Consider the following 25,032-nt stretch of genomic DNA (forward strand, 5'->3'; position numbering starts at 1 on the left):
CTGCTCGGTGCATGGGACGCATCGGCGGGGGGTGGCCGGGTTTGGTTGACTGGCGGCATGAGTGAGCCGTTCGTCAAGATCTGCGGTCTGAAGACCGCGCGTGACATCGACACCGCCGTGGAGGCGGGGGCCGATGCCGTGGGGTTCATCCTCGCCGCCGGGACCGTGCGCACGATCGACGCCGCCGCCGCGCGGGAGCTGGCCGCGCGGGTGCCCGCCGGGGTGCTCACCGTCGGGGTGTTCCGCGGGCAGTCGGTCGCAGAGGTCCGGCGGCTGGCCGAGGAGAGCGGCGTACGCGCCGTGCAGCTGCACGGGGACGAGGGGCCCGAGTACTACGAGGAGCTGCGCGCGGAGGGCCGGACCCTGATCCGGGCCACGGCCCGCGCGGTGGCCTCCGTGGGGGAGTACGGCGAGGACCTGCTGCTGATCGACGCCCCCGACGCGGGCTCCGGCAAGCCGTGGAACTGGGGGTCGCCGGAGTTCACCGCGCCGAACGGGCGCTGGGTGCTGGCGGGCGGGCTGAACCCGGGCAACGTGCGCGAGGCGCTCGCGGTCACCGGGGCCTGGGGCGTGGACGTGTCGAGCGGGGTGGAGCGGGAGCGCGGGGTGAAGTCCCCGGAGCTGATCCGGGCCTTCATCACGGCGGCGCGGGGTGCGACGCGGGGCTGAGCGGGGTCGACTGAGCGGGGTCGGCGCGGCGGCGCACGGCTGAGCGGTGTCGCGCGGCGGCGCGCGGGCAGGTGTGTGGATTCGCTCCGCCGTCCGGCCGCTCCTGGGACGTGTCGCCGTGAACCGGGGCGCGCGAGGTGGTCGGCTGGCCGACGGTCTCAATCGCCGACATCGAAAGGTGGTACCCGGTGAACCGAGCACGGTTCCTCGCCGCGGTCGTCCCGTCCCTGCTGGTGGCTGCGCTCGCCGGAGCCGGCGCGGCCGCGCCGGCCGCGGCCGATCCGCTGCCGAAGCCCAAGCCGCCCGTCCCGCACTGCTTGGGATCCGACGGGACGGACCTCAACGAGCTCTACGATGTGAAGCTGCGGATCGTCGGTCCACCCACCTGCCGCGAGATCTACGCCAAGGAGAAGTGGGTCCGGACCGTGCCGGGCTGGACCACGGCGGCCAGCGCCGAGGTGGCGGTCTATCCGGACGGCTACGAGCCGTCCCGTCCCGATCCGATCGACGACTTCAACTCCAAGTTCGTCAGCGCCACCTACGTCCTCGACATCGGCACGCCGCAGGAGAAGCGCCAGACGTTCAAGAAGAAGGAGGTCCTGCGGACCGGTTTCGTCGACGCGGACGGGAATCCGTACTCGGCCGTCGTCTCGCCGCCGTTCAAGGCGCCGGACCTCGGCCCGCACACCCAGACCGTCTTCTTCACCCTCAAGGCGGAGCACTGCGACGGCCTCGGGACGGTCACGGAGGAGAACTGCCTGCCGGCAGGCACCTTCGACTACACGGGCGACGTCCCCATCACGGTGGTCCCGAGGCCCGACCACTAGCCGACTGACAGCCCCTGGTCGGCGAGCGAGTCGATCCAGCGTTCCAGCCGGCGGCCTTCCGTGGCCATCATTTCGGGGTCGCGGAAGGTGTTCGTGAGCAGCGAGATGCCCTGGTACGAGGCGATCAGGGCGACCGCCAGCTCGCGGGCGTCGGAGGTCCGGCCCAGGGCGCGGAACTGCTGCTCGGCCCAGTCGAGCAGCACCCGCATGACCGTGGCGAGGGTCTGGTCGAGGCCGTCGTCGCGCTTGTCGAGCTCGGAGGCGAGCGAACCGGTGGGGCAGCCGTGGCGGGCGGTGAGCTCGCGCTGGTCGATCCAGCCGGCGAGGAGGGCCTTCAGCCGGTCCTGCGGGGTGGGGAGCGCGTCCAGGGCGGAGATCAGCCCGGCCAGGTGCTGCGCGTGGGCGTCGATGGCCGCCTCGACCAGCTGGTCCTTGGTCTTGAAGTAGTAGTAGACGTTGCCGAGGGGGACGTCGGCCGCGCGCGCGATGTCGGCGATCGTCGTCTTCTCCACGCCCTGTTCGTGCAGGACCTGGGCCGCCGCCGCGGCGAGCCGTTCGCGCTTGCCCCCGCGCGCGACCTTCGGGCGGGAGGCCGGGGATGGGGACGGCTGGGACGGCGGGGAGGCCGGGGGCGACGGTTCGGCGGAGTCTGAGTAAGTCACCTGACTAAGTGTAGACGGGCGCGGCCCGGCGGGCTATGGTCGTCGTCACAGGAGTTAGTCAGTCGACTAACTCACTCACGGGTGGGAGACCTCATGTTCGTCATCACGGGTGCGACCGGAAACGTCGGCGGCGAGCTGGTACGGATCCTCGCGGCGGCGGGGGAGCCGGTCACGGCCGTCTCCCGCCGGGCGCCGGAGCACGCGCTGCCCGAGGGCGTCCGCCACCACCGCGCCGACCTCGCCGAGCCGCAGAGCCTGCGGCCCGCCCTCGACGGGGCCGAGGCCCTGTTCCTGCTCGTCGCCGGCGAGGACCCGCGGGCGGTCCTGGAGCTGGCCGCGGCGGGCGGCGTACGCAGGGTCGTGCTGCTGTCCTCGCAGGGGGTCGGGACCCGGCCCGAGCAGTACCGGCACCCCGCGGCCTTCGAGGAGGCCGTCCGCCGGTCGGGCCTGGAGTGGACGGTCCTGCGCTCGGGCGGGCTCGACTCCAACGCCTTCGCCTGGGCCGAGTCGATCCGCGCCCACCGCACGGCGGCCGCGCCCTTCGGGGACGTCGGCCTGCCGGTGGTCGACCCGGCGGACGTGGCCGAGGTCGCGGCGGCGGTGCTGCGGAGCGGGGCCGGGGGCGTCGGGGAGGGGGACGGGATCGGCGGCGGCCCGCACGCGGGGGCCACGTACGAGCTGACCGGGCCGGTCCCCGTCTCCCCGCGCGAGCGGGCCGAGGCGATCGCGGGGGCCATCGGCGAGCCGGTGCGGTTCGTGGAGCAGAGCCCCGAGGAGGCCCGGACGCAGATGCTCACCTTCATGCCCGAGCCGGCGGTCGAGGGCACCCTGTCGATCCTGGGCGCGCCCGTCGCCGCCGAACGCGCGGTGAGCCCGGCCGTCGAGCGGATCCTGGGCCGCGCCCCGCGCCCGTTCGCCGCGTGGGCGGACCGAGCGGCCCCGGCCTTCCGCTGACCGGGCCCGTACCCCGTACCTCCGTACCGCCGTACCTCCGTACCCCTCCGAAGGAGCAGCAGCATGCCCGTACAGCCCGTACTCGATTCGACGGTCCACTACCGGGAGGCCGGTGCCGCGGACGGCGTGCCCACCGTCCTCCTGCACGGGAACCCCACCTCCTCCCACCTCTGGCGGGGCGTCATACCCGCCCTGGACGGACCCGGGCCGGGCCGCCGGCTGCTCGCGCCGGACCTGATCGGGATGGGGGACTCGGGCAAACCGGACGTCGACTACACCTTCGACGACCAAGCCCGTTACCTCGACGCCTGGTTCGAGGCCCTCGGCCTCGACGAGGTGGTGCTCGTCGGCCACGACTGGGGCGGCGCGCTCGCCTTCGACTGGGCCGCCCGGCACCCGGGCCGGGTCCGCGGGATCGCCTTCACCGAGACCATCGTCAAGCCGATGGGCTGGGAGGAGTTCCCGGAAGGCGGCCGCGAGTTGTTCCGGGCGCTCAAGACGCCCGGCGTCGGCGAAGCCATGGTCCTCGAACGGAACGCCTTCATCGAGCAGGCCCTGCCCGGTACCGTCGCCCTCCCCCTCGACCCGCGCGACCTCGACGTCTACCGGGCCCCGTACCCGACGCCGGAGAGCCGGCGCCCGCTGCTCCAGTGGGCGCGGTCGATGCCGCTGGGCGGGGAGCCCGCCGAGGTGGTCGCGCGGGTGGCGGCGTACGGCGACTGGCTCGCGAAGAGCCCGGAGGTGCCCAAGCTGCTGCTGACCTTCGCTCCGGGGCCCGGCGCCATGCAGGGGCCGGAGACCGTCGAATGGTGCGCGGCGAACTTCGCCGGCCTGGAGCTCGCCCGGCACGACGACGTGCCCGCCGGGCACCACACCCCCGAGGACCACCCGCTGCTGATCGCGGCGGCGGTGCGGGACTGGGCCGGCCGGCACGGCCTGTGGGCCTGAGCCGGGCGGCGCGGCCCGCGGGGCCGATCCGGGCCGCGGCGACGGGGCGGCGACGGGGCGGAGACGGGGCGGCGACGGGGCGAAGGGCGTGCCATACGGGCCTTCGGTCCCTCGTGAGACGGACGTAGGTCCCTGTCGGCGGGCCTTCCGCCCCGGCGACACTTCGAGGATGGACACCCTGGACTCGATGATCGTCAGCGCCAACGATCACCTCTGGACCTACCTGCTGATCCCGCTGGTGGTCGGTGCCGGCCTGTACTTCACGGTCCGGTCCCGGGGTGTGCAGCTGCGCCTGCTCCCGGAGATGTTCCGGGTGCTGAAGGAGAAGACCCCGCCGCGCGCGGACGGCCGCAAGCAGGTCTCGTCCTTCGGCGCGTTCACCATCTCCGCCGCCGCGCGCGTCGGTACGGGCAACATCGCCGGCGTCGCCACCGCCATCACCCTGGGCGGCGCGGGCGCCGTCTTCTGGATGTGGATGATGGCGCTGATCGGCGCGGCCTCCGCCTTCGTGGAATCGGCGCTCGCCCAGCTCTACAAGGTGCGCGGCTCCACCGGCGCCTACCGGGGCGGTCCGGCGTACTACATGCAGCGCGCGCTCGGCAAACGCTGGCTCGGGGTGCTCTTCGCGGTGACGATCACCGTCACTTTCGGCTTCGTCTTCAACGCGGTGCAGGCCAACACCATCACCGCCGTCGCCACCGGCTCGCTCGCGGACGCGGACGGGGCGGACTGGTTCGGCCCGTCGCTCGGTGTGCTGCTGGCCGCCCTGCTGGGCCTGGCGGTCTTCGGTGGTGTCAAGCGGATCTCCTCCGTCACCACCGTCCTCGTGCCGGTCATGGCGATCGTCTACCTGCTGCTGGGCGCGGCGGTGGTCCTCCTCAACATCACCGAGTTCCCCCGGGTCGTCGCGGACATCGTCGGCGGCGCCTTCGGCTTCCGTGAGCTGGCGGCCGGCGGCATCGGCGCGGCCATCCAGCAGGGCATCAGGCGCGGCATGTTCTCCAACGAGGCGGGCCTTGGCTCGGCGCCGAACGCGGGCGCGGCCGCCGAGGTCTCGCACCCGGTCAAGCAGGGCCTCGTACAGTCCCTGGGCGTCTTCTTCGACACGCTCCTCGTGTGCACGATGACGGCCTTCATCGTGCTGGTCACCAACCCGGAGCTGTCGGGCCGCCAGGGCGCGGACCTGACGCAGACGGCGCTCGCCGACACGCTCGGCGCGTGGGCCGGGCACCTGCTCACCGGCGTGGTCTTCATGCTCGCCTTCAGCAGCATGATCGGGAACTACTACTACGGCGAGACGAACATCCAGTTCATCACCCGCAAGAGGTGGGTCCTGCCGGGGTACCGGGTGCTGGTGCTGTCGGCGGTCGTCCTCGGCTCCCTCGGCTCGGTGTCGATCGTGTGGAACCTGGCGGACGTGTTCATGGGCCTCATGGCCCTGATCAACCTGGCCGCGATCATCCCGCTGTCGGCGATCGCCTTCCGGCTCCTCGACGACTACCTCGCGCAGCGCCGGGCGGGCCTGGAGCCGGTCTTCACGCGCGACCGGATGCCGGACCTGCGCGGGGTCCAGTGCTGGGACCCGGTCCGCACGACCGTCCCGGCGGCGGCCGCGCCGGAACGGGTTTAGCGGGCGGGGCCGAAGGTGGTCACGGGGCCGTCCGCCTCGACCGACTCCACGACCGCCGTCGAGCGCAGGGATTCGACCTGTTCGGGGGAGAGGCGGGCGCTGAAGCCGTTCAGGGCGGTGCGGTAGACGTGGACCGGGGTGATCCCGTAGGCGTCCGCGACGGCGGCCGGGTCGAGGCCGGGGTGCACGGTGACGATGTACGCCGGCCACTCGGCCGGGGCCGCGGGCGCCGTGCGGGCCGCGGGCGCCGTGCGGGCCGCGGGAGCGGGTCCGGTGGTGGTGGCCTGGGCGGCTTGGGCGGTCAGGGCGGTCAGGGCGAGGGCGGCGACGGCGACGGCCGTGGGCAGGGTCCAGCTCGTACGGGTACGCATGACGGCGAGGCCACCACGCATGCCCCGCCCGGTCAACGATCCCCGGCGGCGCGGCGGATTCGGGCTGGGGTGAACCGGGAGTGCGCCCCTCGCCGGGTCCGCGCGGCACCTTCCGTACGGGTGAACCTGCCGGCTCGCACCGCACGGGCGCGAGGCCGGCCGCGCAGGGCTGGAGGGCCGGGAGACCAGCGGACGGAATCCTTTCTTCCGTCGGTAAGTTGGACCGTCGGGAGAACCCTTGGCTGGCTCATGAACCACCGCCGCCTGGCCCGCGACGACGAAGCCCACCCACAGCGCTCTGAAGCCATGATCCACCTTGCGGTGATCAACCTCATGACCCGCAGGCTCACCGCCGAATCCACCCCCGCATGGCGCGGTCTATGAATCGCACTCAACCCGGCAATTTGGGATGAAACAACGGGACGAAACACCCTCTCAGAGGGCCACGCCGCGCGCCTGCTCAGCTGCGGCCGTGCAGCCGTACCGGTATCTCCCGCCAGCCGAGCGCGATGAAGGAGGCCACCTGGCGCAGCTCGTCCGGGTCGGCCGCGAGGCTCATGTCGGGGAAACGCTCGAACAGGGCGGGGAGCACGGTCCGGGCCTCCATCCGCGCCAGCGGGGCGCCGATGCAGCGGTGAACGCCGATCCCGAACGCCATGTGGTCCTCGCCGTCGCGAGCCGCGTCGAACACGTGCGCGTCCGGACCGTGGCGGTCGGGGTCCCACCCGGCGGCGCCGTACGTCGTGATGATGGCGTCGCCGGCCGGGACGGTGACGCCGCCGACCTCCAGATCCTTCACCGCGAATCGCAGCGGCACCGCGGCCAGGGGCGGGTGGACGCGCAGCGTCTCCTCGATCACATCGTCCCAGCTGGCCTCGCCCGCGCGGACCGCGGCGAGTTGCCGGGGGTCACGCAGCAGGGCCACGACGGCGTTGCCGATCAGGTTGACCGTTGTCTCGAATCCCGCGCCGATGACGAGCAACAGTGTTTTGCTTATCTCATCGCCGGTGGGGCCGTCCCCTGCTTCCACGGCCCGGATCAGGTCACTCGTCAGGTCCTCGCCCGGGTGTTCCCGCCGGTAGGCGATCAGGGCGGTCGAAACCTCGAGGACCTGCTGCTGGATGAACTCGCCATGTTCCGGTGTCTCCGGCGTGCCCACGACGGCGTTCATGAGGCGGCGGACCGCGTCCAGCAACTCGTCCGGAACGCCCACCAATTCGCAGATCACCTGCAGTGGCAGCGGATACGCGAGCCCCTCGATCAGGTCCACTACTTCCTCCTCGCGGGCCGCGAGCCGATCGAGCAGCGCGCCGGAGATCGCTTCGACCTGGGAGCGCAGCGCCTCGGTGCGCCGGTTGGTGAAGCTAGGGGCGACCAGGCTGCGCAGCCGTGCGCGTTGGGTGCCGTAGGTGGCGAGCATGGAGTCGACCGCGGACCACGTGTATATCCAGCCCCAGGCGGGGTTGTCCGGGAACTTGGGCCAGAGGTTCCAGTGGAGTCGGGCGTCCCTGCTGACGTTCGGGTCGAGGATCAGCTCCTTGAGAATGTCGTGTCCCGTGGGGGCCCACGCGGGGAGACCACCGGGCAGTTCCACGGGGACGATGGGGCCCATGGCCCGAAGCCGAGCGGCCTCGCCGGGAATGCCGGCGCCGAACGGGTCGATGACGATGCGATCACTCGTTGTCACGGGCTCTCCAGAAGGTTCGCGGGGACGCCGGCCCGGAGCGGACGCGCTCCGGGCCGGCGCCCGTCGCGGGACAGAGGGCAGGATCGGAGCGTGACACGGGAGATGTGCGGCCGGCTGCGTTGGACTCGCCGTTCAGTACATATCGACGGCGTTCGGTACGACACGGGGAACGGTGCCTCTCTGCCCGAAACGCCGTCAATTCACTGCTCGTTCGTGCATCGCCACTCACACGTGACCGGACGCCGTACGGGACGCAGTCCGGCCTCCCGGCCACCGGGCCGTGGCTGGGGCCCGTTCTAGGGGACAACTCAGGGGGCGGTACCGGATGTGGCTCGGGGTGCCGCGCCCGTAGCTTCTTGCGTATGACCACACCTCGAACCGCCTTCATCGCAGCCCCCGTTCTGATGGGGGCCTACGGAGTCATCCGCATCCTCGACGGGCTCGACGGCAGCCGTGGTCCGGGCTTCGCGTGGAGCCTCGGCCACCTGTGCTTCCTCGGCGCGCTGGTCTTCTTCGTCCAGGGCTTCGTGGCGATGCGGGTGATGGCCGGGCGCAACCGGCTGTCCACCGTGGGGGTGTGGGCCGGCACGGCGGGAGCGATAGCCGTCGGCGTGCAGTTCGCGATCGACCTGGTGGTCGGCTTCCTGTCGGCGGACCGGGGTGCGATGGAGGTGCTGTTCACCCGGGTCCAGGACATACCCGGCGTGCTCCCGGCGTTCTACGACTTCGGCCCCCTGCTCTTCTTCGTGGGCCAGCTGATCCTGGTCTCCCAGCTCGCCAAGCGCCGCGTCCTGAAGCCGTGGGCCCCGGTCCTGGTGCTCATCGACACCACCCTGCCCTTTGCCGACAAGGACCTCATACCGCTCGGAGCCGTCCTCCTCCTGGTCTCCTTCGCCCCGCTGTACCGCGACCGCCCGGCGGCCGCCGAGCCCTCGGCCGGCCCGAAGGCTCCGGCCCAGGGTCTGGTGGAGGCGTAGCCCGGAGGGCGGGGCGGCGCTGCGGCGTCGGGCGGCGACAGGGGGACGACAGGGAAACGTTAGAGGCGGTTGACAGGGTCGGTGCCATGCCCCGGTGCCGTGCCCGTTCCTCGTGCGCGCGCTCGTGGCAGCCCACTTGTCGAGTGCGAGGAGACACCGCATGCCCGTCCACCTTCCGAACCGCTTCACGCCCTCCGCCCCTTCCCGGAGGTCGGTGCTGACGGCGGCGGGTCTGGTCGCCGCCGGCGCGGCGCTCGGCTGGTCAAGGACGCGCTCGGCTGGCACATCGCCTTCCGCGTCCAGACCCTGGAGGCCAAGCCCGAGCCGCACCAGGGGCCGGAAGCCGGAATTGACGTGGGCGTCACCGTGCCCATCGCCCTCTCAAACGGGCAGACCTACGAGCACGGCGAGTGGCTGACCGGCAAGGAGAAGGCCACGCTCCTGCGCCTGGAGCTGCGCGCCTCGCAGCGTAAGCAGCACCGCAAGCCCGGCGAGCGCACCAGCCGCCGGCTGCACCACACCTACGACCAGATCGCAGGACTCCGCGCGAAAGCCAAGAGCAGGGCCCTGGACTGGCAGCACCAGACGACCACCACCATCGCCCGCACCTACGGCACCGTCGTGGTCGAAGCACTCACCATCACGAACATGGTCAAGTCCGCCAAGGGCACAGTGGACCAGCCGGGCAGGAACGTCGCCCAGAAGTCCGGGCTGAACCGCGCCATCCACGGGGAGGCATGGGGCCGGACGGTCACCATGCTGACGTACAAGACCGCCCGGCACGGCGGCACCCTGTACAAGGTCCCCGCCCCCGGTACCTCCCAACGCTGCTCGGCATGCGGCTTCACCACGCCGGGCAGTCGGGAGTCCCAGGCCGTGTTCGTGTGCAAGAACCCGGACTGCGGGTGGTCGGGCAACGCCGACCACAACGCGGCCCGCAACGTCTTGCACCTGTACCGGATGGGCCTCGCGCTCATCCCGGCTGCCGGGAGGGCAGTCGTCAGGCGCGCGAAGCGCGTCAAGCCCGCTGCCGCGAGGTAAGCAGGAATCTCCCGGCTTCAGCCGGGAGAGCACTTCAAAAGCCCGGAAAGCTCTAGGCCGGACCGAGGGCGGCGACGAAGGCGGACCAGGCGGGGGCGCCGAAGGTGAGGTGCGGGCCGTCGGGGACCTTGGAGTCCCGGACGGGGACGATGTCGGGGTGGCCGTCGGATACCTCTAGGCAGTTGCCGCCGTCGCCGGCGCTGTACGTGGACTTGCGCCAGGTGGCCATCTCCAGGCAGTTGCCGCCACTGGCGTCGCTGTAGCTCGACTTGTGCCAGGTGGCCGCCGACAGGTCGTACTTAGGCGTGCTGGTCATGTGCGTAATCCTCCGCCACCGACTCGATCAAGGCCAGCGACTTGCGCGGTGAGAGCGCGTTGGCCGTGAGGAGATCGTAGGTCAGTGTGTGGTGGGCGACCGTGGCTGGATCGTCGAACAAGAGCCCTGTTCCCATGCCTTCGACGTAGGAAAGCGGTGGAGCGTCGTCGAAGGACATCAACTTGATGGCACCTCCCATGGCCGCATGCATGCCTGCGCTGAACGGCAGCACTTGAACGATGATGCGGCGGGACCGGATCAGGCTTGCGATGTGCCGCAGGGCACCTGCGAGGACTGCCGGATTGTCCCCAACGCGGCGGAGCACCGTTTCGTCGAGTACACACCACAACAGTGGTGTTGTTGGATCGCTGAGCAGGGCCGCCCTTGCCAGCCGGTTTGCTACGAGCTCGTTGATCGCCTCCTCCACTGCGGTCGGATGCCCAGCGAGGAAGACCTCCCGTGCGTATGCCTCGGTCTGAAGCAGTCCGGGGATTAGCTGGGGCGCGTACTCCCGGATCGCCTTCGCCAGGGCCTCCGCTTCCGCCGCCTCCGTGAAGTGGTCGGGGTATTTGGACTTCGTCACGGCCTGGCAATTGCGGGTGAAGAACCCGTCGGTGCCGAGTATTTTGTCGATCGCGCGGGCGAGGTCCGGCGTCATCCGACGGGTACCCGCTTCGAGCTGGCCGATGAAGGAGCCGCTGACGAAGAGGGGCTCGCCGAGTTTCTCCTGGCTGAGGCCGGCCTTCTTGCGGGCGACGCGCAGTTCGGCGCCGAGCATGGTGCGGGGTGAGGAGAACGACTCGACGTCTCCGGATTCGGGCATGGCAACTCCCCTTCCAACAGTCGTGGTTGTTGGACCTTGGCTCTTGAAGGCTAGCCAGCCCGTCGCCACTCTGAGTGCTGAACTCGATTACTCAGAGCGAAAGGTGACATGTCATGGTGCTCACGCCCAAGGAGCGGATGCAGGCGGCCGAGGAGGCCGTGGGGCAGCTGAAGGCGGCGCTGACGGATGTCGGGGTGGTGTTCCCGTCGCTCGGGGTGGACGGGGTGTCGGCCGCCGGGTCGTACGGGCTGCCGCTGGTCGACCTGGGGCGCTGCAACCTGGACACCGCGCTCCGGCTGGCCGCCGTACTCCACGAGCGGGCGCACCCGTGAGTGACCCGGCGCTGGAGTGGGGCTTCGAACTGGGCTGGCGGATGCACGCGTTGGAGTCGGTGCTTGTCGGTGGTGGGTGGAAGCGTGGAGGCATGGGGCTGACCGTGCGGGTGCAGTGTGACGACGGGGACGGCGGGCTGTGGACCGCTGTCGGGGACGACGGGGAGCGGCGGGAGGTGCGGACGGCCGAGTCGGCGGACGAGGCGACCGCGCTCGTACAGGAGGCGTTCGGCATGACGGCCTGGCGGCCCCAGCCGCCCCCGCCGCCGGGGTGGCAGCGCTTCACGCTGATCCACTGTCCGGTGGGGGTGGGGCCGGGGTGCGACGACGCGCGCTACGACGGGCTGAAGGCGCAGCCGCCGCAGGGCTGCGTGCCCGGGGAGATCGGCGGGTACTTCGGGCTGCGCTGCGAGCGGCCGGGGGCGCGGCTGCTGGACGCCGTCGCCGACACGTGTGCGGAGGTCCGGGCCGGGCACGGGCTGCTGATGACGGATCTCGGCATCGAGAAGCTGTGGGAGTGGTCGTCGGACGGTCCGGACGGCTGGGGCGCGGAGATCGTGGGCCAGCTGCTGCTGATGGCCGCCGAGCGGGGCCCGGAGCTCGGCTACAGCGTGGACGACATGGCCCGCTTCCTGCGGACCGCTGCTGGAGCGTGAGGCGACGGGCCCTGCCGGGCGGGGTGCCGGGTCAGACCTTCACGGCGGCGAGGCGGTTGCCGCAGAGGGCGGTGAGGTCCTCCGGGTCGGAGGTCAGGACGGTGACGGGGCCGGGCGCCGCGAGCGCGGTGGCGGCGAGCACCGCGTCGATGGCGTACTTGTGCCCGTGCAGGCCGGCCTCGCGGAGCAGGGCCGTTGCGGCGAGGGCGATCTCCTCGGTGACCGGCTCGACCACCACTCGGGACAGTGCCCACCTGAGGGCGGGCATGTTGATCTGCGGGTGCACCACCTCGACGAGGGTGAGCGTGCTGGTGATGACCCGAACGTCCCGCGCGAAGGCCGCTGCCAGCCACGCGACGGTTTCACGGTCCCGGGAGACGTACTTGGCGAGTCCCTCGCTGTCGAGGACCAGGGTGCCGGCCGGGGTGGCCTTCTGAGGGGTCATGCGGCGTCCCGCCCGCTCTTGGCGTCGGCCGGCGCCTCTGCTCGTACGCGCAGCAGGAAGTCGGCCTTCTCCCTGATCTCCTCTGCGGTGATCGGGCCGATTTCGGCCTCGGCGGCGGCGATGAGCTCCGCCAGGTTGTCCCGTTCGATCTGGCGGGCCACGGCGGCGGTGACGTAGGCGGAGAGGCCGGAAGGGCCGCCGAGGGCGCGAGCGGCCTCGGCGATGTCGCGGGGCATCGAGATGGAGTACTTCTGGGTGGCATCGCTCATGCCACCCATGCTACTTCCGATGCCACCGCCGTGTTCGGCGTGTGGGGCGTAGAGGTACATGCGCATAGGTCTATGGCATATGCGAGGCGTGATGACCGGCTTTGTGTGCCGATTCGCCCGATCGTGTGCGCTCGCGGGCTGCCCTGGGTCTCAGTCCGTGCGCAGTCGCGCGTGGAGGTGTTCGTCGTGCCAGCCGTCCGCGTGGAGGACCGCGCCGCGCAGGGTGCCTTCCAGGGGGTAGCCGGCCTTCGTCGCGACGCGGCAGGACGCCGGGTTGGCCACCGAGTGGGTGATGCGCAGGCGGTGCAGGCCGAGGTCCTCGAAGGCCCAGCGGGTCACGGCCAACACGCCCTCGGCGGTGGCTCCGGCGCCGCGTCCCGCGGGCAGGAGCCAGTACATGATCTCGCCGCTGCCGCCGCGCAGGTCGATGTCGGCGATGCCGATCACGCCGACGGCCACGCCCCCTCCGGCGGGGGCCACGGCCCAGACCGCCGCCCGTTCGGTCCGCCAGCGCTCGCGCCAGCGGGCGATGCGGGTGACGGCCCGGTCCTCGGTGAGGGGGTCGGGGCGGTTCCAGTGGCGGATGTCCGGATCGGCGTACGCGGCCACGAGCGCGGGGGCGTCGTACGCCTCCCAGGGGCGCAGCCGCATCCCGCAGGGCAGGGCGTACGACGGCTGCGGGAGTGCGGCCATCCGGCCTGACGGGACGACGGCCGGTATCGAGTCGGTCATCGGCCCATGATGCCGTTTGGTCGGCCTGACGGTTCCCCGGATTCCCTGCGACACAGAGGACGCAAATCGTTACAGTCAGCGACAAACCGCATCTTTCTCCCTACTCTCTCGTCCGGCACCGAGTGAATGGACGAAATGATGAGACGACGGCTTTCGGCGATCGCCGCGGCCGGTCTGGCCGCGATCCTCGCGCTGGGCTGCGGCACGACCGCCACTGCGACGACGAACCCGGACGGCGGCAAGGGTGGCAAGGGCCTGTGCGCCCCGGGCGTACCGATCGGCCCGGAGGGCGAGAAGTTCTACGACCCGCCGTCGCCGCTGCCCGAGGGTGAGCACGGTGACCTGATCTGGGCCCGCCGCGTCGACGCCCCGAACGGTGCCCGCGCCTGCCGGATCCTCTACCTCTCGACGCTGCAGAGCGGTACCCCCGTCGCCGTCTCGGGCATCGTGGCCTGGCCCGACGCCCCCGCGCCGCGCCACGGCCGCAACGTCGTGGCCTGGGCCCACGGGACCGTGGGCGGGCCGCGCCAGTGCGCGCCCTCCGCCGTGCCGAACCCGGCCACCGACCTGGTGGGCTATTACACCTACGACAGCCCGTGGGGCATCGATGTCGGCGTGCCGGCGCTGACGCAGTTCCTCGACTCCGGTGACGTGGTGGTCGGCACGGACTACCAGGGTCTGGGGACCCCGGGCGTGCACCAGTACACGGTCGCCGTCACGGAGACGAACAACGTCCTGGACTCGGTGCGTGCGGCCCGCCAGATCACCGACACCCACGCGAACCGCAAGGCGGCCGTGCTCGGCTGGTCGCAGGGCGGCGGCGCGGCCGCCTTCATCGCCCAGAACTACAAGGCGTACACCCCGGAGACCAACCTGGTCGGCATCGCGGCGCTCGCGCCCGCCGCCAACCTGGGGCCGGACTTCCGCGGCCTGGTGCTGCCCGGACCGACGTCCCCCACCTCGCCCTCCCACAACGCGGCGCTGCGCGTCAACGTCTACCGGGGCTTCCTCGCGGCCTACCCCGGGCTGAGGGCCGAGGACGTGCTGAAGCCGGCCGGCCTGGAGGCGCTGCGCGGTGACGGGGTGATGTGCATCGAGCACCTCGCCGACGTGATCCAGAACAACGTGGGCAACGTCGGGCAGCTCGACACGCTGTTCCAGCCGCTGTCGGTGGTGCCGGAGGTCTGGCACCAGCGCTTCCGCGAGAACACCGCGGGCCTGGTCACCTCGGTGGCGCCGATCCTGGTGATGCAGGGCACGGCGGACACGGTCATCAACCCGAACTCCACCGACGAGTACGTGAAGCGGGCCTGCCGCTTCAACAAGCCGGTGCAGTACACGAAGTACCAGGGGGCGACGCACCAGACGATCCCCAACGTGGCCGAGCCGCAGTACCTGAGCTGGATCGCGGACCGCTTCGCGGGCCGTCCCGCTCCGTCCAACTGCGCCTGACACGAGGCGGCGTACGCACGAGGCGGCGTACGCACCAAGTGACGTAGACGCGAAGTGACGTGGACGCGAAGTGACGTGGACAGGAAAGGCTCCCGGCCGGTGGACCACACCGGCCGGGAGCCTTCTCGCATGTCAGGGGTCAGCTGCCCACGGGGACCGGCGCCGAGCCCGCGGGCTCGCTCACCGGCGCCGGGGAGGCGGGCTCGGCGGCGGCTTGTGCGCCGCCGTCCGGGTCGGTGTTGAACTCGGCGAGCATCTGTCGGGTGAAGCCGAAGAAGAACGTGGCGGCGAAGCCGACGAGGTAGCCGACGGCCAGGCCGCCCGCGTAGATCGCGATGGTCATCCCCATGCCCGACCTGCCGTCCAGCAGCGGGAACAGCGCCCAGCCGGAGGGGCCGATGGCGGTGGAGCCGAAGGCGGTGCCCAGCTGGTTGAAGAGGCCGACGAAGGCCCCGCCCGCCGCGCCGCCGATGCAGGCGGTGATGAAGGGGCGGCCCAGGGGGAGGGAGACGCCGTAGATCAGCGGTTCGCCGACGCCCAGGAAGCCGGCCGGGAGGGCGGACTTGATGGTGGCGCGGAGCGAGCGGTTGCGCGGGAGCTTGTAGTAGACGGCGATGGCGGCGCCGACCTGGCCCGCGCCTGCCATGGCGAGGATGGGGAGCAGGACGGTGTAGCCGGTCTGCTCGATCAGGGTGGTGTGGATGGGGATCAGGGCCTGGTGCAGGCCCAGCATGACCAGCGGGAGGAAGAGGCCGCCGAGGACCAGGCCCGCGAAGGCGCCGCCGGTGGCGAGCAGCCAGGTGGCGAACGTACCGATGGCGGAGGAGACCTCGCCGGCGACGAACATCAGGCCGAAGATGGTGACCAGGCCGGAGATCAGGACGGTGAGGGTGGGGGTGACGAGGACGTCCAGCGCCTCGGGGACCCACTTGCGGCACCACTTCTCCACCTGGACGGCGAGGAGCGCGGCCGCCAGGGCGCCGAGGACGCCGCCCTGGCCGGGGGAGAGCTGCTGGCCGAACGCGTCGATCTTCGCGACGCCCGGGAAGACGATGATCGCGGCGACGGCGCCGCCGAGGATCGCGGTGCCGCCGAACTCCTTGGCCGTGTTGTAGCCGACGAAGACGGCGATCAGGGACATGAATCCGGTGGCCATCGCGGCGAGCGCCGGGACGACCGCGGGCAGCCAGCCCATGTTCGTGATGAAGCCGTTGAGGCCGGCGATGATGCCGCAGCCGATGAGGGCCGGGATCAGCGGGACGAAGATGTTCGCGATGCGGCGCAGGAACAGCTTGAACGGGGTGGAGTTCTTCGCCTTCTGCGCGTTCTTGATGGCCGCGCCCTGGGCGGCGAGCTCGTCGGCGCCGTGGCCGGCGGAGCCCGAGGGGGCCGGGGCGGCGGTCGGGGCCGCGGTCGGGGCCGCCGAGCGGCCTTCCGCGACGAGGGCCTCGAACTCGGGGGTGACGCGGGCGACGGTGCCCGGTCCCAGCACGATCTGGTAGGTGTCGTCCTCGACGACGCCCATCACGGCGGGGAGGGCCTTGAGGGCCTCGTCCTGGACCAGGGAGCGGTCGCGCAGGGTGATGCGCAGACGGGTCATGCAGTGCGCGATGGAGACGATGTTGTCCGGGCCGCCGACCAGAGGAAGGATCGCGGCGGCTGTGGCGCGGTTCTTGTCAGTGGACATCTTGGTGTTCGCCTTGCTGCTGGGGGTCAGCTGGGGGTCAGCGGAGGGTCTGGGTGCGGGCGAGGGCGGCCCGGAGGTGGCCCTTGGAGGCGGTGAGCAGTTCGGCGGCCGTGGGGCCGTCGACTCCGCCGAGGACGACGAGGATGGCCTGCTTGACCTCGCCGTCGCAGGCGGCGAGCGCGGCCTCGATCTCCTCGTCGGGGGCTCCGGTCGCGAGCGAGACGATGCGGCGGGCGCGGGCGCGCAGCTTCTCGTTGGAGGAGCGCATGTCGACCATCAGGTTCCCGTAGGTCTTGCCGAGCCGGATCATCGTGACGGTCGAGATGAGGTTGAGGACGAGCTTCTGCGCGGTGCCCGCCTTCAGGCGGGTGGACCCGGTGAGGAGTTCGGGTCCGACGACGACCTCGATGCCGAGGTCGGCGGCCGCGGCGAGCGCGGAGCCCGCGTTGCAGGACAGGCCGACGGTGAGCGCGCCGCGGCCGCGGCCGAACTCGACGGCGCCGATCGCGTACGGGGTGCGGCCGGAGGCGGAGATCCCGATGACGGTGTCGTCGGCGGTCAGGGCCAGCGCGGCCAGGTCCTCGGCGGCCAGTTCCTTGGAGTCCTCGGCGCCCTCGACGGCCTTGACCATGGCGGAGGGGCCGCCCGCGATCAGGCCGACGACCTCGGAGGGGTCGGTGTTGAAGGTGGGCGGGCACTCGCTGGCGTCCAGTACGCCCATCCGGCCGGCGGTGCCGGCTCCCGCGTAGATCAGGCGCCCGCCGCGGGCCATCCGCTCGGAGATCCCGTCGACGGCGGACGCGATCGTCTCCAGCTCGCCGGCGACGGCGGCCGGGACGGTGGCGTCCTCGGCGTTCATGAGACGGGCGATCTCGAGGGTGGACAGCCGGTCGATCTCGGCCAGCTCGGGGCGGAAGGCCTCGGTGGTCAAGGTGGCGAGCTGGGCACGGAGTTCGCTGTACGCGGTCATGAGGGGGCTCCTGAACTACTACGGCTGCTGCTGGCTGCTAGCGGGTGGTGCTGTTGCGCTTGGCGGTGGGGACGGGGGTGTGGTGGCGGGGTGCGAGCGCCTCGTACGAGGCCGCCAGCGCGGGCGCGGCGGTCGCGTAGGTCTGCTGGGCGACGCCGACGAAGAGGCAGTCGACGACGAGGAGCTGGCTGGTGCGGCTGGACATGGCGGCCGGGCGCAGCTGGGTCTCGCGGGCCGCGGAGGTGGCCAGGACGAGGTCGGCGTAGTGGACGACGGGGGAGTTCGCGCGGGCCGTGAGCGCCAGGGTGGTGGCGCCGTGCTCGAAGGCGATCCGCAGGGGGTCGATGACGTCGCCGGTGCCGCCGGAGTGGGTGATGGCGACGGCCACGTCGCCGGGGCGGAGCAGGACGGAGTGGGTGACGGCCAGGTGCGGGTCGTTGTGCGCGTGGGCGATGAGGCCGATGCGCGACAGCTTCTGCGCGAGGTCCTGGGCGACGAGGCCGGAGGCTCCGACGCCGTAGATCTCGATGCGGCGGGCGCCCGCGAGGGCGGTCACGGCCGCGCCGAGGGCGGCGACGTCGAGGCCGGCGGCGGTGTCGGCGAGGGTCTGGGCCTCCTCGTGGGCGAGCTTGGCGACCACGTTCGCGAGGGAGTCGTCGACGGCTATGTCCACGGTGACGGCGGGGGCCGCGCCGGACTCCTGCTGCGCGGCGAGCGCGGCGAGCGCGAGGCGCAGGTCGCGGTAGCCGGGGTAGCCGAGGAGGCGGGCGGTGCGGACGACGGTGGCCTCGCTGGTGCCGGTGCGGGCGGCGAGGTCGCTGACGGTGAGCGCGGCGCACCCGGCGGGGTCGGCGGCGACGGCCTCGGCGACGGCCTGCATGGAGCGGGTCATCGAAGGGCCGAGGCTGCGGACGCGGGCCCGCAGGGCGGAGAGGGCCCGGCGGGCGTGGGAGGGGACGTGGGGGACGGGCCGTCGTACGAATCTGTCATCGACGCGAACGCTACCCGCTCACCGCGGGCGGTAAGTTACCCATTACGGTCAAAATCGGGAGCTGCCGAACAGAGAGTCTGCGGTATGGGTCACTGGTGGTATCGAAACATCGTCGAGCCGGGGAAGCTCCCCCTGCTCCTCGCCCTGCTCTCCTTCGTCACGTCCTTCCTCGTGACCCGGATGATCACCCGGATGATCCGGGCGGGACGCGGACCGTTCAAGAACGTCACCCCGGGCGGGCTCCATATCCACCACGTCGTGCCGGGCGTGATCCTCGTGATCATCGGCGGCTTCGGCGCCATCGGCAGCAGCCGGCACAGTTTCGGGGCCGGGCTGTCAGCCGTGATCTTCGGGCTGGGCGCGGGTCTGGTGCTGGACGAGTTCGCGCTGATCCTGCACCTGGACGACGTCTACTGGAGCGAGCAGGGCCGCAAGAGCGTGGAGATCGTGGTCCTCACGGCGGCGATCGTGGCGCTGGTCCTGGGCGGGTTCCTGCCGTTCGGGGTCAACGACCTCACCTCCGACGAGCGGCACAACCGCGGGCTCGTCGCCATAAACACGGCGACCAACTTCTTCCTGGCCCTGATCGCCCTGTGGAAGGGCAAACCGCGCACCGCGTTCTTCGGCACGGTCATCCCCTTCGTCGCGATGATCGGCGCGATCCGGCTGGCCCGGCCCGGTTCCCCGTACGCGAAGAAGTTCTACGCGAACCGCCCGAAGGCCCGCGCCAAGTCGGGGCTGCGCGCCTTCCACCACGACCGCCGGTGGGCGGCGCCGCGCCGCAAGCTCGAGAACTTCATCGGCGGGACCCCGGACCCGGAGCGGGGCCCCGGCAAAGAGAAGCACTGACGCACGGAGCATGAGGAAGGGCCCGGCCCCTGGAAACCACCCCGGGGCCGGGCCCTTGCCCGTACGTCGTGCGCGCGGCTCAGCCGTCGTGCGCGCGTCTCAGCCCGGGATCAGGCCGTCGTCGCTGAGCATCTCCCTGACCTCGTCCAACGAGGCGCCGGGTGCGGGCAGGATCAGCTCGGACGGCTCCAGCGCCTCGTCCGGTAGCGGCTCGCCGAGGCGGCGCACGGCGTCGAGCAACTCGCCCAGCGTGCGCCGGAAGCCCTCCTCGTCGCCCGCTTCCATCTCCGCGAGCAGGTCGTCGTCCAGCTTGTTGAGCTCGGTGAAGTGGCTGTCGGCCAGCTCCACCTGCCCCTCCCCCATGATGCGGACAATCATGACGGGCCCCTGTCCTACTGCTTGTCGAACCGGTTCTGGGTCTGCGACGGCTGGCCGGCGCCCGGGGCGCCGCCCTCGATGGCCTGCTGCTGGGCGGACGGGCCGCCCGCCAGCTCGGCCTTCATCCGCTGGAGCTCCAGCTCCACGTCCGAACCGCCCGAGATGCGGTCCAGCTCGGCCTGGAGGTCGTCCTTGGCGAGCCCGCTCGCGTCGCTGAGCGCGCCGGAGGCGAGCAGCTCGTCGATCGCGCCCGCACGCGCCTGCAGCTGGGCGGTCTTGTCCTCGGCCCGCTGGATGGCGAGGCCGACATCACTCATCTCCTCGGAGATGCCGGAGAAGGACTCGGCGATCCGGGTCTGCGCCTGGGCCGCCGTGTAGGTGGCCTTGATGGTCTCCTTCTTGGTGCGGAAGGCGTCCACCTTGGCCTGCAGCCGCTGGGCGGCCAGCGTCAGCTTCTCCTCCTCGCCCTGCAGGGTCTGGTGCTGCACCTCCAGGTCGCTGACCTGCTGCTGCAGCGAGGCCCGGCGGGACAGGGCCTCGCGGGCCAGGTCCTCACGACCCAGGGCCAGCGCCTTGCGGCCCTGGTCCTCCAGCTTGCTGGACTGGCCCTGGAGCTGGTTGAGCTGCAGCTCCAGGCGCTTGCGGGAGGTCGCCACATCGGCGACGCCCCGGCGCACCTTCTGCAGCAGTTCGAGCTGCTTCTGGTACGAGTAGTCGAGGGTCTCGCGCGGGTCCTCGGCCCGGTCAAGGGCCTTGTTCGCCTTCGCGCGGAAGATCATCCCCATACGCTTCATGACACCGCTCATGGGCTTCGCGCGCCCCCTTCTAGACGGACTTCGCTCAGGTCACCGACAGTCGCGACCCCCGGTCTCCCGAGATGATCGCCACAGGACCCACAGTACGGGCCCTGCATCCATTACCGCACTGTTCGAGTACGGATGCGCTCCTCCTCCAGGACGACTGCCACGCCGCCTTGTCAGGCGTAAGGAGTAGGTGCTCCCCCCACAGCCCGCTCGCAGGTCCGCAACAAGAAGGACGCCCGCCGTTGCCGGATCGTTCCCCGCCGGGATGGGGGCCGTGCCCACAACCACGTACCCTTGGGTTTTGTGTTTGGTAGCCGATCCTCCAAGGAAGAGAAGGACGCCGCCACCGACAAGGTGAGCGCCGACCTCTCGCAGTCCCGTGACCCGCAGGCCCCGAAGGGCCGCCCTACGCCGAAGCGTGCTGTGGCCCAGTCGCAGCGCAAGGCCGTGGTGGCCTCGACCGGCAATCGCAAGGAGGATGCCAAGCGAGCCCGTGAGCGCCGTCGTGTCGAGATGGCCAAGCAGCGCGAGGCTCTCGCCAGTGGCGACGAGCGTTACCTGCCCAACCGCGACAAGGGCCCCGTCCGCCGCTACGTGCGCGACTTCGTGGACTCCCGCTTCTCGGTCGCCGAGATGTTCCTGCCCCTGGCAGTGGTCATCCTGGTGCTGAGCATGGTCCGCGTGCCCTCCATCCAGAACATCGCGCTGCTGCTGTGGCTCGGCGTGATCGCGCTGATCATCGTCGACTCCGTCGGCATGTTCATCCGCCTGCGCAAGGCCCTGAACCAGCGCTTCCCGGACGAACCCAAGCGCGGCGCCGTCGCGTACGGCCTGATGCGCACCCTCCAGATGCGCCGGCTCCGTCTGCCGAAGCCGCAGGTCAAGCGCGGGGAACGGCCCTGAGCCGAGGAACGCCCGGAGCGTTCGGCGGGGGCGGTTTCGCGGACGGTGCCCGCTTGTGGCTCGAGGGGCTCGGGGGGCTGCGCAACGCGGTCCGCCAAGAGCTCGTCGGCCGCCAGGTCGACGAGCAGATCGCGCACCGCTTCCCCGTCGGGCAGCGGCTGCGCGTCCTCGACGTCGGCATGGGCCAGGGCACCCAGGCGCTGCGCCTGGCCCGCGCCGGGCACAAGGTGACCGGTCTGGAGCAGGACCCCGACATGCTGGCCGTCGCCCGTGAGGCGCTGGCCGCGGAGCCCGCCGGGATCCAGGACCGCGTCCGCCTCATGGAGGGCGACGGCCGGGAGACCGGCGCGCACTTCCTGCCGGGCAGTTTCGACGTCGTGCTCTGCCACGGCGTCCTCATGTACGTGCCCGAACCGGACGCCATGCTCGCCGGGCTCGCCCGGATGCTGGCCCCCGGCGGGCTGCTGTCCCTGCTGGTGCGCAACGGCGACGCCCTCGCCATGCGGCCCGGCCTGGACGGCGACTGGCCGGCCGCGCTGGCCGCCTTCGACACCGTCGGCTACACCAACCGGCTCGGCCTGGACGTGCGCGCCGACCGGCTGCCCGCGCTGACCGCCACCCTGTCCGGCATCGGCGCCCCGCTGCAGACCTGGTACGGCGTACGCGTCTTCACCGACGGCACGGAGGCCGGGGCGGAGCTCCCCGCCGACGCCGAGCTGGAACGGCTCCTGGCCGCCGAGGACCGCGCCGGGCGGACCGACCCGTACCGCGGGATCGCCGCGCTGCTGCACCTGTGCGGCGTACGGGGCTGAGACCCGCCCCCGACACGCGCCGGAGCCCGGACCCGTCCATCGGGTCCGGGCTCCGGCATGTCCGGCCCTCCGGATCAGGCGTCGAGCGCCTCGCGCAGGCTCATCGTGTAGAGCTCGGTGCCGTTGTCGTCGGACAGCTTCACCTTCTCGGTGCCGCCCTCCAGCAGGTCCTTCCAGTACTCGCCGATCCACGACTCGGCGTCGCCCTGCGTGGTGAACTCCTCCGGCACCACCGACGGACCGGTCTCACTGCCGTCCGCCGTCTCGAACCGCCACGTCCACGCCATGTCCGCCTCCGTTGGTCGTCCGCCACTCGCACGCTTCTCACCTTGAGTGTGCCCGCAGACTAACCGGGCGCGCAGCAGTCTCGACGACGCGGGAGGATCATCCTGTGGAACTCACTCTGCTCGGCACCGGCACACCCGAAGGACTGCCCCGCCCCGGCTGTCCCTGCGCCGCCTGCGCGGTCAGCATCGGCCCCTTGGCGCGCGCCGCCACGGCCGTGCTCGTGGACGGGGCGCTGCTGCTCGACCTGACCCCCGGAGCCGTGCTCGCGGGCGCCCGCGCCGGGCACTCCCTGGCCGCCGTACGGCAGGTCCTGCTGACCCACCCGCACGACGGCCCGGCCGTCGAGCTGCCGCCGGGGCTGCCGGCGGCCGGGCGGGTGCCGGACGGGCGGGAGCTCGCCGTGATCTCCGGGCACCGGGTGCGGGCGGTGCCCATGGACGCGCCGGGCACCGGGTACGAGGTGACCGGGCCGGACGGCGCCCGGATGCTGTACCTGCCGCCCGGCGGCGCACCCGCGGGCGCAGGGGGCTCCCCCCGGACGAAGTCCGGGGCAGGCACCACCGCGCCGCGCCCCTACGACGTGGTCCTCGCCGACGTCCTCGGCCGGCCCGAGGCGCTCGCACGGCTGCGGGCCGGCGGGGCGGTGGGCCCGTCGACGGACGTGATCGCCGTCCACGTCGACCACGGCACCCCGCCGGGCCGGGAGCTGGACCGCCGCTGCGCGGCCGAGGGCGCGCGGGCGGTGCCGGACGGCACGACGGTGACGACCGGGGAGTACCGGCAGGCGCCGGCCGTGCCGCGCCGGACGCTGGTCCTGGGCGGGGCCCGCTCGGGCAAGTCGTACGAGGCGGAGCGCCGGCTGGCCGGCTTCCCGGAAGTCGTCTACGTCGCCACGGGCGGTACGAGGGACGGCGACGCGGAGTGGGCCGCCCGGGTCGGGCTCCACCGGGAGCGGCGGCCGTCGTCCTGGCGGACGGTGGAGACCTGCGAGCTGGCGGAGCTGCTGGCGCGGGAAGGGCCCGCGCTGCTGATCGACTGCCTGTCGCTGTGGCTGACGGACGCCATGGACCGGGCGGGGGCCTGGGACGACGCGGTCTGGGCGAACGGAGGCGCCAAGGAGCTGCGGGAGCGGACCGCGGCGCTCGTGGCGGCCGTCCGCGCGACCCGCCGCCCGGTGGTGCTGGTCAGCAACGAGGTGGGCTCCGGCGTGGTCCCCGCGACCGCGTCGGGGAGGCGCTTCCGCGACGAGCTGGGGCGGCTGAACGCGGAGGTCGCCGGCGAGTGCGAGCACGTGCTGCTGGTGGTGGCCGGCCAGGTGGCGACCCTGAAGGAATAGCCCCGTACCGCACCGCGATCCGGACCGCCGGGACCGTTCGGGCCCCGTGGGGGTCGGCTGTACCCTCTGGCAAATGACCACGCTGAATCTCGACGACTTCTCTGATCTGATCGAGCGCCCCGACGGGGGCGTGCGGCGTGATGCCGAGGAACGCCGTGAGCGGCTGGCCGTGCCGGTCGGTGCGCTGGGGCGGCTCGACGAGCTCGCCGAGTGGCTCGCGGCCGCGCAGGGGCGGGTGCCGGTCGCGCCGATCGAGCGGCCGCGCGTCGTCCTGTTCGCCGCCGACCACGGGATCGCCGCCGAGGGGGTGTCCGTACGGCCCGCCGGCAGCGCCCACGAGCTGGTGCGGGCCGTCCTCGACGGGAAGAGCCCCGTGGCCATCCTGGCCGAGCGGCTCGGCGCCACCGTGCGGATCGTCGACGCGGGCCTGGACTGCCATCTCGACCTGCTGCCGGAGGAGATCACCAAGCACCGCGTCCGGCGCGGCAGCGGGCGGATCGACGTGGAGGACGCGCTGACGGCCGAGGAGGCCTCGCAGGCGCTGCGGCTCGGGATGCGGATCGCGGACGAGGAAGCCGACTCCGGGACCGACCTGATCGTGCTCGGGGACCTGAGCGTCGGCGGGACCACCGTCGCCGCGACGCTCGTCGCCGCCCTGTGCGGCACCGACGCCTCCGTCGTCACCGGCCGCGGCGGCGTGCCCATCGACGACCTGACCTGGATGCGCAAGTGCGCGGCGATCCGCGACGCGCTGCGACGCGCCCGGCCCGTCCTCGGGGATCAGGTCGCGCTGCTCGCGGCCGTCGGCGGGGCGGACGTCGCCGCGATCACCGGCTTCCTGCTCCAGTGCGCGGTGCGCCGGACCCCCGTCATCCTCGACGGGGTCGTCTCGGCCGCCTGCGGGCTGGTGGCCCAGCGCGCCGCGTTCCGGGCGCCGGACTGGTGGCTGGCCGGACAGGCCAGCGGGGAGCCCGGCCAGGCCAAGGCCCTGGACCGGATGGCGCTCAACCCTGTGCTCGACCACGGCGTCACTGTGGGAGAAGGAACCGGGGCATTGCTGGCTCTTCCCCTCGTCCAGGCGGCCGCCGCACTCGCGGCGGAACTCCCTCCGGGGGTCCCCCCGGACGAAGTCTGGGGGAGGGCGGCCGAGCCGACGGAATGAGTCACCGGGGCCCGCGGTCCTGACCAGGCCGCGGTCCTCCGGACTGCCGAGCACGGACTGCG

General features: G+C 72.2%; 28 protein-coding genes and 2 pseudogenes. 16 read left to right on the forward strand and 14 right to left on the reverse strand.

The annotated features are described in order from the left end of the window. Positions 1-57 precede the first annotated feature (57 nt). Both DRB89_RS10420 and DRB89_RS10425 read left to right on the forward strand, forming a co-directional pair. Positions 58-669 carry a phosphoribosylanthranilate isomerase gene (locus DRB89_RS10420; RefSeq protein ID WP_112449955.1) on the forward strand — a complete coding sequence of 204 codons (612 nt, stop codon included), beginning with the start codon at positions 58-60 and terminating at the stop codon, positions 667-669. A 188-nt stretch (positions 670-857) separates the two neighbouring features. Continuing rightward, positions 858-1,496 carry a hypothetical protein gene (locus DRB89_RS10425; protein WP_162688531.1) on the forward strand — a complete coding sequence of 213 codons (639 nt, stop codon included), beginning with the start codon at positions 858-860 and terminating at the stop codon, positions 1,494-1,496. Here the strand turns inward: DRB89_RS10425 and DRB89_RS10430 are convergent. Next, the gene (locus tag DRB89_RS10430) at positions 1,493-2,158 is read right to left on the reverse strand and encodes a TetR/AcrR family transcriptional regulator (RefSeq protein WP_112449957.1); all 666 of its coding nucleotides are present in this window, start codon (positions 2,156-2,158) and stop codon (positions 1,493-1,495) included. The genes DRB89_RS10425 and DRB89_RS10430 overlap by 4 nt on opposite strands. A 93-nt stretch (positions 2,159-2,251) precedes the next feature. Here DRB89_RS10430 and DRB89_RS10435 point away from each other — a divergent pair, with 93 nt between their 5' ends. The 3 genes from DRB89_RS10435 (at position 2,252) to DRB89_RS10445 (ending at position 5,690) form a co-directional block, all read left to right on the forward strand. Then, entirely contained in the window at positions 2,252-3,112 is an 861-nt protein-coding gene (locus DRB89_RS10435; RefSeq protein WP_112463851.1) for an NAD(P)H-binding protein, read from the forward strand. A 63-nt stretch (positions 3,113-3,175) separates the two neighbouring features. Continuing rightward, a complete protein-coding gene (locus DRB89_RS10440; protein ID WP_112450974.1) occupies positions 3,176-4,060 on the forward strand; it encodes a haloalkane dehalogenase in 885 nt (294 codons plus the stop codon). 169 nt (positions 4,061-4,229) lie between these two features. Continuing rightward, the gene (locus DRB89_RS10445; protein ID WP_112450973.1) at positions 4,230-5,690 is read left to right on the forward strand and encodes an alanine/glycine:cation symporter family protein; all 1,461 of its coding nucleotides are present in this window, start codon (positions 4,230-4,232) and stop codon (positions 5,688-5,690) included. Here the strand turns inward: DRB89_RS10445 and DRB89_RS10450 are convergent. After that, positions 5,687-6,061, reverse strand: coding sequence for a protease inhibitor I9 family protein (locus tag DRB89_RS10450; protein ID WP_162688532.1), 375 nt, complete (start codon positions 6,059-6,061; stop codon positions 5,687-5,689). The two genes, DRB89_RS10445 and DRB89_RS10450, sit on opposite strands and share 4 nt — an antisense overlap. 219 nt (positions 6,062-6,280) lie before the next feature. Between DRB89_RS10450 and DRB89_RS43675 the strand changes: the two are divergent. Further along, positions 6,281-6,445: pseudogene (locus DRB89_RS43675) on the forward strand (IS5/IS1182 family transposase); the annotation flags it as partial. Positions 6,446-6,521: 76 nt separating this feature from the next. On the opposite strand, the gene DRB89_RS10460 reads toward DRB89_RS43675, so the two are convergent. Beyond that, positions 6,522-7,748 carry a cytochrome P450 gene (locus DRB89_RS10460; protein WP_239516075.1) on the reverse strand — a complete coding sequence of 409 codons (1,227 nt, stop codon included), beginning with the start codon at positions 7,746-7,748 and terminating at the stop codon, positions 6,522-6,524. A 362-nt stretch (positions 7,749-8,110) separates the two neighbouring features. Here DRB89_RS10460 and DRB89_RS10465 point away from each other — a divergent pair, with 362 nt between their 5' ends. Further along, the gene (locus DRB89_RS10465) at positions 8,111-8,725 is read left to right on the forward strand and encodes a hypothetical protein (protein ID WP_204357833.1); all 615 of its coding nucleotides are present in this window, start codon (positions 8,111-8,113) and stop codon (positions 8,723-8,725) included. Positions 8,726-8,974: 249 nt separating this feature from the next. Next, positions 8,975-9,766 (forward strand): annotated as a pseudogene (locus tag DRB89_RS10470) (transposase); the annotation flags it as partial. Between the two features lie 52 nt (positions 9,767-9,818). Here DRB89_RS10470 and DRB89_RS10475 read toward each other — a convergent pair. Continuing rightward, entirely contained in the window at positions 9,819-10,082 is a 264-nt protein-coding gene (locus DRB89_RS10475; RefSeq protein WP_112450971.1) for a DUF397 domain-containing protein, read from the reverse strand. Next, on the reverse strand, positions 10,066-10,905 hold the full coding sequence (locus tag DRB89_RS10480; protein WP_112450970.1) for a helix-turn-helix transcriptional regulator: 840 nt from the start codon (positions 10,903-10,905) through the stop codon (positions 10,066-10,068). Before DRB89_RS10480 ends, DRB89_RS10475 begins: the two co-directional genes overlap by 17 nt. Before the next feature lie 113 nt (positions 10,906-11,018). On the opposite strand from DRB89_RS10480, the gene DRB89_RS10485 reads away from it, so the two are divergent. Beyond that, entirely contained in the window at positions 11,019-11,237 is a 219-nt protein-coding gene (locus tag DRB89_RS10485) for a hypothetical protein (RefSeq protein ID WP_112450969.1), read from the forward strand. After that, positions 11,234-11,893 carry a hypothetical protein gene (locus DRB89_RS44400; RefSeq protein ID WP_239516076.1) on the forward strand — a complete coding sequence of 220 codons (660 nt, stop codon included), beginning with the start codon at positions 11,234-11,236 and terminating at the stop codon, positions 11,891-11,893. Before DRB89_RS10485 ends, DRB89_RS44400 begins: the two co-directional genes overlap by 4 nt. A gap of 31 nt (positions 11,894-11,924) precedes the next feature. On the opposite strand, the gene DRB89_RS10495 is transcribed toward DRB89_RS44400, so the two are convergent. From DRB89_RS10495 to DRB89_RS10505, 3 genes are all read right to left on the reverse strand, one after another. Then, complete coding sequence (locus DRB89_RS10495) at positions 11,925-12,338, reverse strand: PIN domain-containing protein (RefSeq protein ID WP_112450968.1); 414 nt, start codon at positions 12,336-12,338, stop codon at positions 11,925-11,927. Further along, positions 12,335-12,607, reverse strand: coding sequence for a CopG family transcriptional regulator (locus tag DRB89_RS10500; RefSeq protein ID WP_112450967.1), 273 nt, complete (start codon positions 12,605-12,607; stop codon positions 12,335-12,337). The genes DRB89_RS10495 and DRB89_RS10500 overlap by 4 nt, the downstream gene beginning before the upstream one ends. Before the next feature lie 150 nt (positions 12,608-12,757). Beyond that, positions 12,758-13,339, reverse strand: coding sequence for a GNAT family N-acetyltransferase (locus tag DRB89_RS10505; RefSeq protein ID WP_112450966.1), 582 nt, complete (start codon positions 13,337-13,339; stop codon positions 12,758-12,760). A 138-nt stretch (positions 13,340-13,477) separates the two neighbouring features. On the opposite strand from DRB89_RS10505, the gene DRB89_RS10510 reads away from it, so the two are divergent. Then, positions 13,478-14,791 carry a lipase family protein gene (locus tag DRB89_RS10510; RefSeq protein WP_162688533.1) on the forward strand — a complete coding sequence of 438 codons (1,314 nt, stop codon included), beginning with the start codon at positions 13,478-13,480 and terminating at the stop codon, positions 14,789-14,791. A 139-nt stretch (positions 14,792-14,930) separates the two neighbouring features. On the opposite strand, the gene DRB89_RS10515 is transcribed toward DRB89_RS10510, so the two are convergent. Genes DRB89_RS10515 through DRB89_RS10525 form a run of 3 tightly spaced genes read right to left on the reverse strand, consistent with a single transcriptional unit; the run spans position 14,931 to position 18,373 of the window. Beyond that, positions 14,931-16,478 (reverse strand): PTS transporter subunit EIIC, encoded by a 1,548-nt coding sequence (locus tag DRB89_RS10515; RefSeq protein ID WP_112450964.1) that lies wholly within the window; start codon positions 16,476-16,478, stop codon positions 14,931-14,933. Positions 16,479-16,515: 37 nt separating this feature from the next. Continuing rightward, complete coding sequence (murQ, locus tag DRB89_RS10520; RefSeq protein WP_112450963.1) at positions 16,516-17,448, reverse strand: N-acetylmuramic acid 6-phosphate etherase; 933 nt, start codon at positions 17,446-17,448, stop codon at positions 16,516-16,518. Positions 17,449-17,485: 37 nt separating this feature from the next. Beyond that, on the reverse strand, positions 17,486-18,373 hold the full coding sequence (locus tag DRB89_RS10525; RefSeq protein WP_112463255.1) for a MurR/RpiR family transcriptional regulator: 888 nt from the start codon (positions 18,371-18,373) through the stop codon (positions 17,486-17,488). A gap of 150 nt (positions 18,374-18,523) precedes the next feature. On the opposite strand from DRB89_RS10525, the gene DRB89_RS10530 reads away from it, so the two are divergent. Then, the gene (locus DRB89_RS10530) at positions 18,524-19,288 is read left to right on the forward strand and encodes a hypothetical protein (RefSeq protein ID WP_112446389.1); all 765 of its coding nucleotides are present in this window, start codon (positions 18,524-18,526) and stop codon (positions 19,286-19,288) included. Between the two features lie 99 nt (positions 19,289-19,387). Here DRB89_RS10530 and DRB89_RS10535 read toward each other — a convergent pair whose 3' ends face one another. Further along, on the reverse strand, positions 19,388-19,666 hold the full coding sequence (locus DRB89_RS10535; RefSeq protein WP_112446390.1) for a hypothetical protein: 279 nt from the start codon (positions 19,664-19,666) through the stop codon (positions 19,388-19,390). 14 nt (positions 19,667-19,680) lie between these two features. Further along, positions 19,681-20,472, reverse strand: a complete 792-nt coding sequence (locus DRB89_RS10540) for a PspA/IM30 family protein (RefSeq protein WP_112446391.1) — start codon at positions 20,470-20,472, stop codon at positions 19,681-19,683. A gap of 291 nt (positions 20,473-20,763) precedes the next feature. Between DRB89_RS10540 and DRB89_RS10545 the strand changes: the two genes are divergently transcribed. Both DRB89_RS10545 and DRB89_RS10550 read left to right on the forward strand, forming a co-directional pair. Beyond that, on the forward strand, positions 20,764-21,372 hold the full coding sequence (locus DRB89_RS10545) for a DUF3043 domain-containing protein (protein WP_204357607.1): 609 nt from the start codon (positions 20,764-20,766) through the stop codon (positions 21,370-21,372). Positions 21,373-21,425: 53 nt separating this feature from the next. Further along, positions 21,426-22,184 carry a class I SAM-dependent methyltransferase gene (locus tag DRB89_RS10550; protein ID WP_112446393.1) on the forward strand — a complete coding sequence of 253 codons (759 nt, stop codon included), beginning with the start codon at positions 21,426-21,428 and terminating at the stop codon, positions 22,182-22,184. Between the two features lie 74 nt (positions 22,185-22,258). On the opposite strand, the gene DRB89_RS10555 is transcribed toward DRB89_RS10550, so the two are convergent. Next, positions 22,259-22,471 (reverse strand): hypothetical protein, encoded by a 213-nt coding sequence (locus DRB89_RS10555; RefSeq protein ID WP_112446394.1) that lies wholly within the window; start codon positions 22,469-22,471, stop codon positions 22,259-22,261. 104 nt (positions 22,472-22,575) lie between these two features. Between DRB89_RS10555 and DRB89_RS10560 the strand changes: the two genes are divergently transcribed. Further along, positions 22,576-23,808, forward strand: coding sequence for a bifunctional adenosylcobinamide kinase/adenosylcobinamide-phosphate guanylyltransferase (locus DRB89_RS10560; RefSeq protein ID WP_112446395.1), 1,233 nt, complete (start codon positions 22,576-22,578; stop codon positions 23,806-23,808). A gap of 73 nt (positions 23,809-23,881) precedes the next feature. Beyond that, a complete protein-coding gene (gene cobT / locus DRB89_RS10565; RefSeq protein ID WP_112446396.1) occupies positions 23,882-24,970 on the forward strand; it encodes a nicotinate-nucleotide--dimethylbenzimidazole phosphoribosyltransferase in 1,089 nt (362 codons plus the stop codon). Positions 24,971-25,032: the final 62 nt, after the last annotated feature.

The organism is Streptomyces sp. ICC4, assembly GCF_003287915.1.
Taxonomy (GTDB): Bacteria; Actinomycetota; Actinomycetes; order Streptomycetales; family Streptomycetaceae; genus Streptomyces; species Streptomyces tritrimontium.

What these genes read in the sequence shown, in the direction of transcription:
- DRB89_RS10420 (WP_112449955.1), top strand. Translation starts at nt 58, where the DNA reads ATGAGTGAGCCGTTCGTCAAGATCTGCGGTCTGAAGACCGCGCGTGAC.
- DRB89_RS10435 (WP_112463851.1), top strand. Translation starts at nt 2,252, where the DNA reads ATGTTCGTCATCACGGGTGCGACCGGAAACGTCGGCGGCGAGCTGGTA.
- DRB89_RS10440 (WP_112450974.1), top strand. Translation starts at nt 3,176, where the DNA reads ATGCCCGTACAGCCCGTACTCGATTCGACGGTCCACTACCGGGAGGCC.
- DRB89_RS10445 (WP_112450973.1), top strand. Translation starts at nt 4,230, where the DNA reads ATGGACACCCTGGACTCGATGATCGTCAGCGCCAACGATCACCTCTGG.
- DRB89_RS10450 (WP_162688532.1), bottom strand. Translation starts at nt 6,061, where the DNA reads ATGCGTACCCGTACGAGCTGGACCCTGCCCACGGCCGTCGCCGTCGCC.
- DRB89_RS10465 (WP_204357833.1), top strand. Translation starts at nt 8,111, where the DNA reads ATGACCACACCTCGAACCGCCTTCATCGCAGCCCCCGTTCTGATGGGG.
- DRB89_RS10475 (WP_112450971.1), bottom strand. Translation starts at nt 10,082, where the DNA reads ATGACCAGCACGCCTAAGTACGACCTGTCGGCGGCCACCTGGCACAAG.
- DRB89_RS10480 (WP_112450970.1), bottom strand. Translation starts at nt 10,905, where the DNA reads ATGCCCGAATCCGGAGACGTCGAGTCGTTCTCCTCACCCCGCACCATG.
- DRB89_RS10485 (WP_112450969.1), top strand. Translation starts at nt 11,019, where the DNA reads ATGGTGCTCACGCCCAAGGAGCGGATGCAGGCGGCCGAGGAGGCCGTG.
- DRB89_RS10495 (WP_112450968.1), bottom strand. Translation starts at nt 12,338, where the DNA reads ATGACCCCTCAGAAGGCCACCCCGGCCGGCACCCTGGTCCTCGACAGC.
- DRB89_RS10500 (WP_112450967.1), bottom strand. Translation starts at nt 12,607, where the DNA reads ATGAGCGATGCCACCCAGAAGTACTCCATCTCGATGCCCCGCGACATC.
- DRB89_RS10505 (WP_112450966.1), bottom strand. Translation starts at nt 13,339, where the DNA reads ATGACCGACTCGATACCGGCCGTCGTCCCGTCAGGCCGGATGGCCGCA.
- DRB89_RS10510 (WP_162688533.1), top strand. Translation starts at nt 13,478, where the DNA reads ATGAGACGACGGCTTTCGGCGATCGCCGCGGCCGGTCTGGCCGCGATC.
- DRB89_RS10515 (WP_112450964.1), bottom strand. Translation starts at nt 16,478, where the DNA reads ATGTCCACTGACAAGAACCGCGCCACAGCCGCCGCGATCCTTCCTCTG.
- murQ (WP_112450963.1), bottom strand. Translation starts at nt 17,448, where the DNA reads ATGACCGCGTACAGCGAACTCCGTGCCCAGCTCGCCACCTTGACCACC.
- DRB89_RS10530 (WP_112446389.1), top strand. Translation starts at nt 18,524, where the DNA reads ATGGGTCACTGGTGGTATCGAAACATCGTCGAGCCGGGGAAGCTCCCC.
- DRB89_RS10535 (WP_112446390.1), bottom strand. Translation starts at nt 19,666, where the DNA reads ATGATTGTCCGCATCATGGGGGAGGGGCAGGTGGAGCTGGCCGACAGC.
- DRB89_RS10540 (WP_112446391.1), bottom strand. Translation starts at nt 20,472, where the DNA reads ATGAGCGGTGTCATGAAGCGTATGGGGATGATCTTCCGCGCGAAGGCG.
- DRB89_RS10555 (WP_112446394.1), bottom strand. Translation starts at nt 22,471, where the DNA reads ATGGCGTGGACGTGGCGGTTCGAGACGGCGGACGGCAGTGAGACCGGT.
- cobT (WP_112446396.1), top strand. Translation starts at nt 23,882, where the DNA reads ATGACCACGCTGAATCTCGACGACTTCTCTGATCTGATCGAGCGCCCC.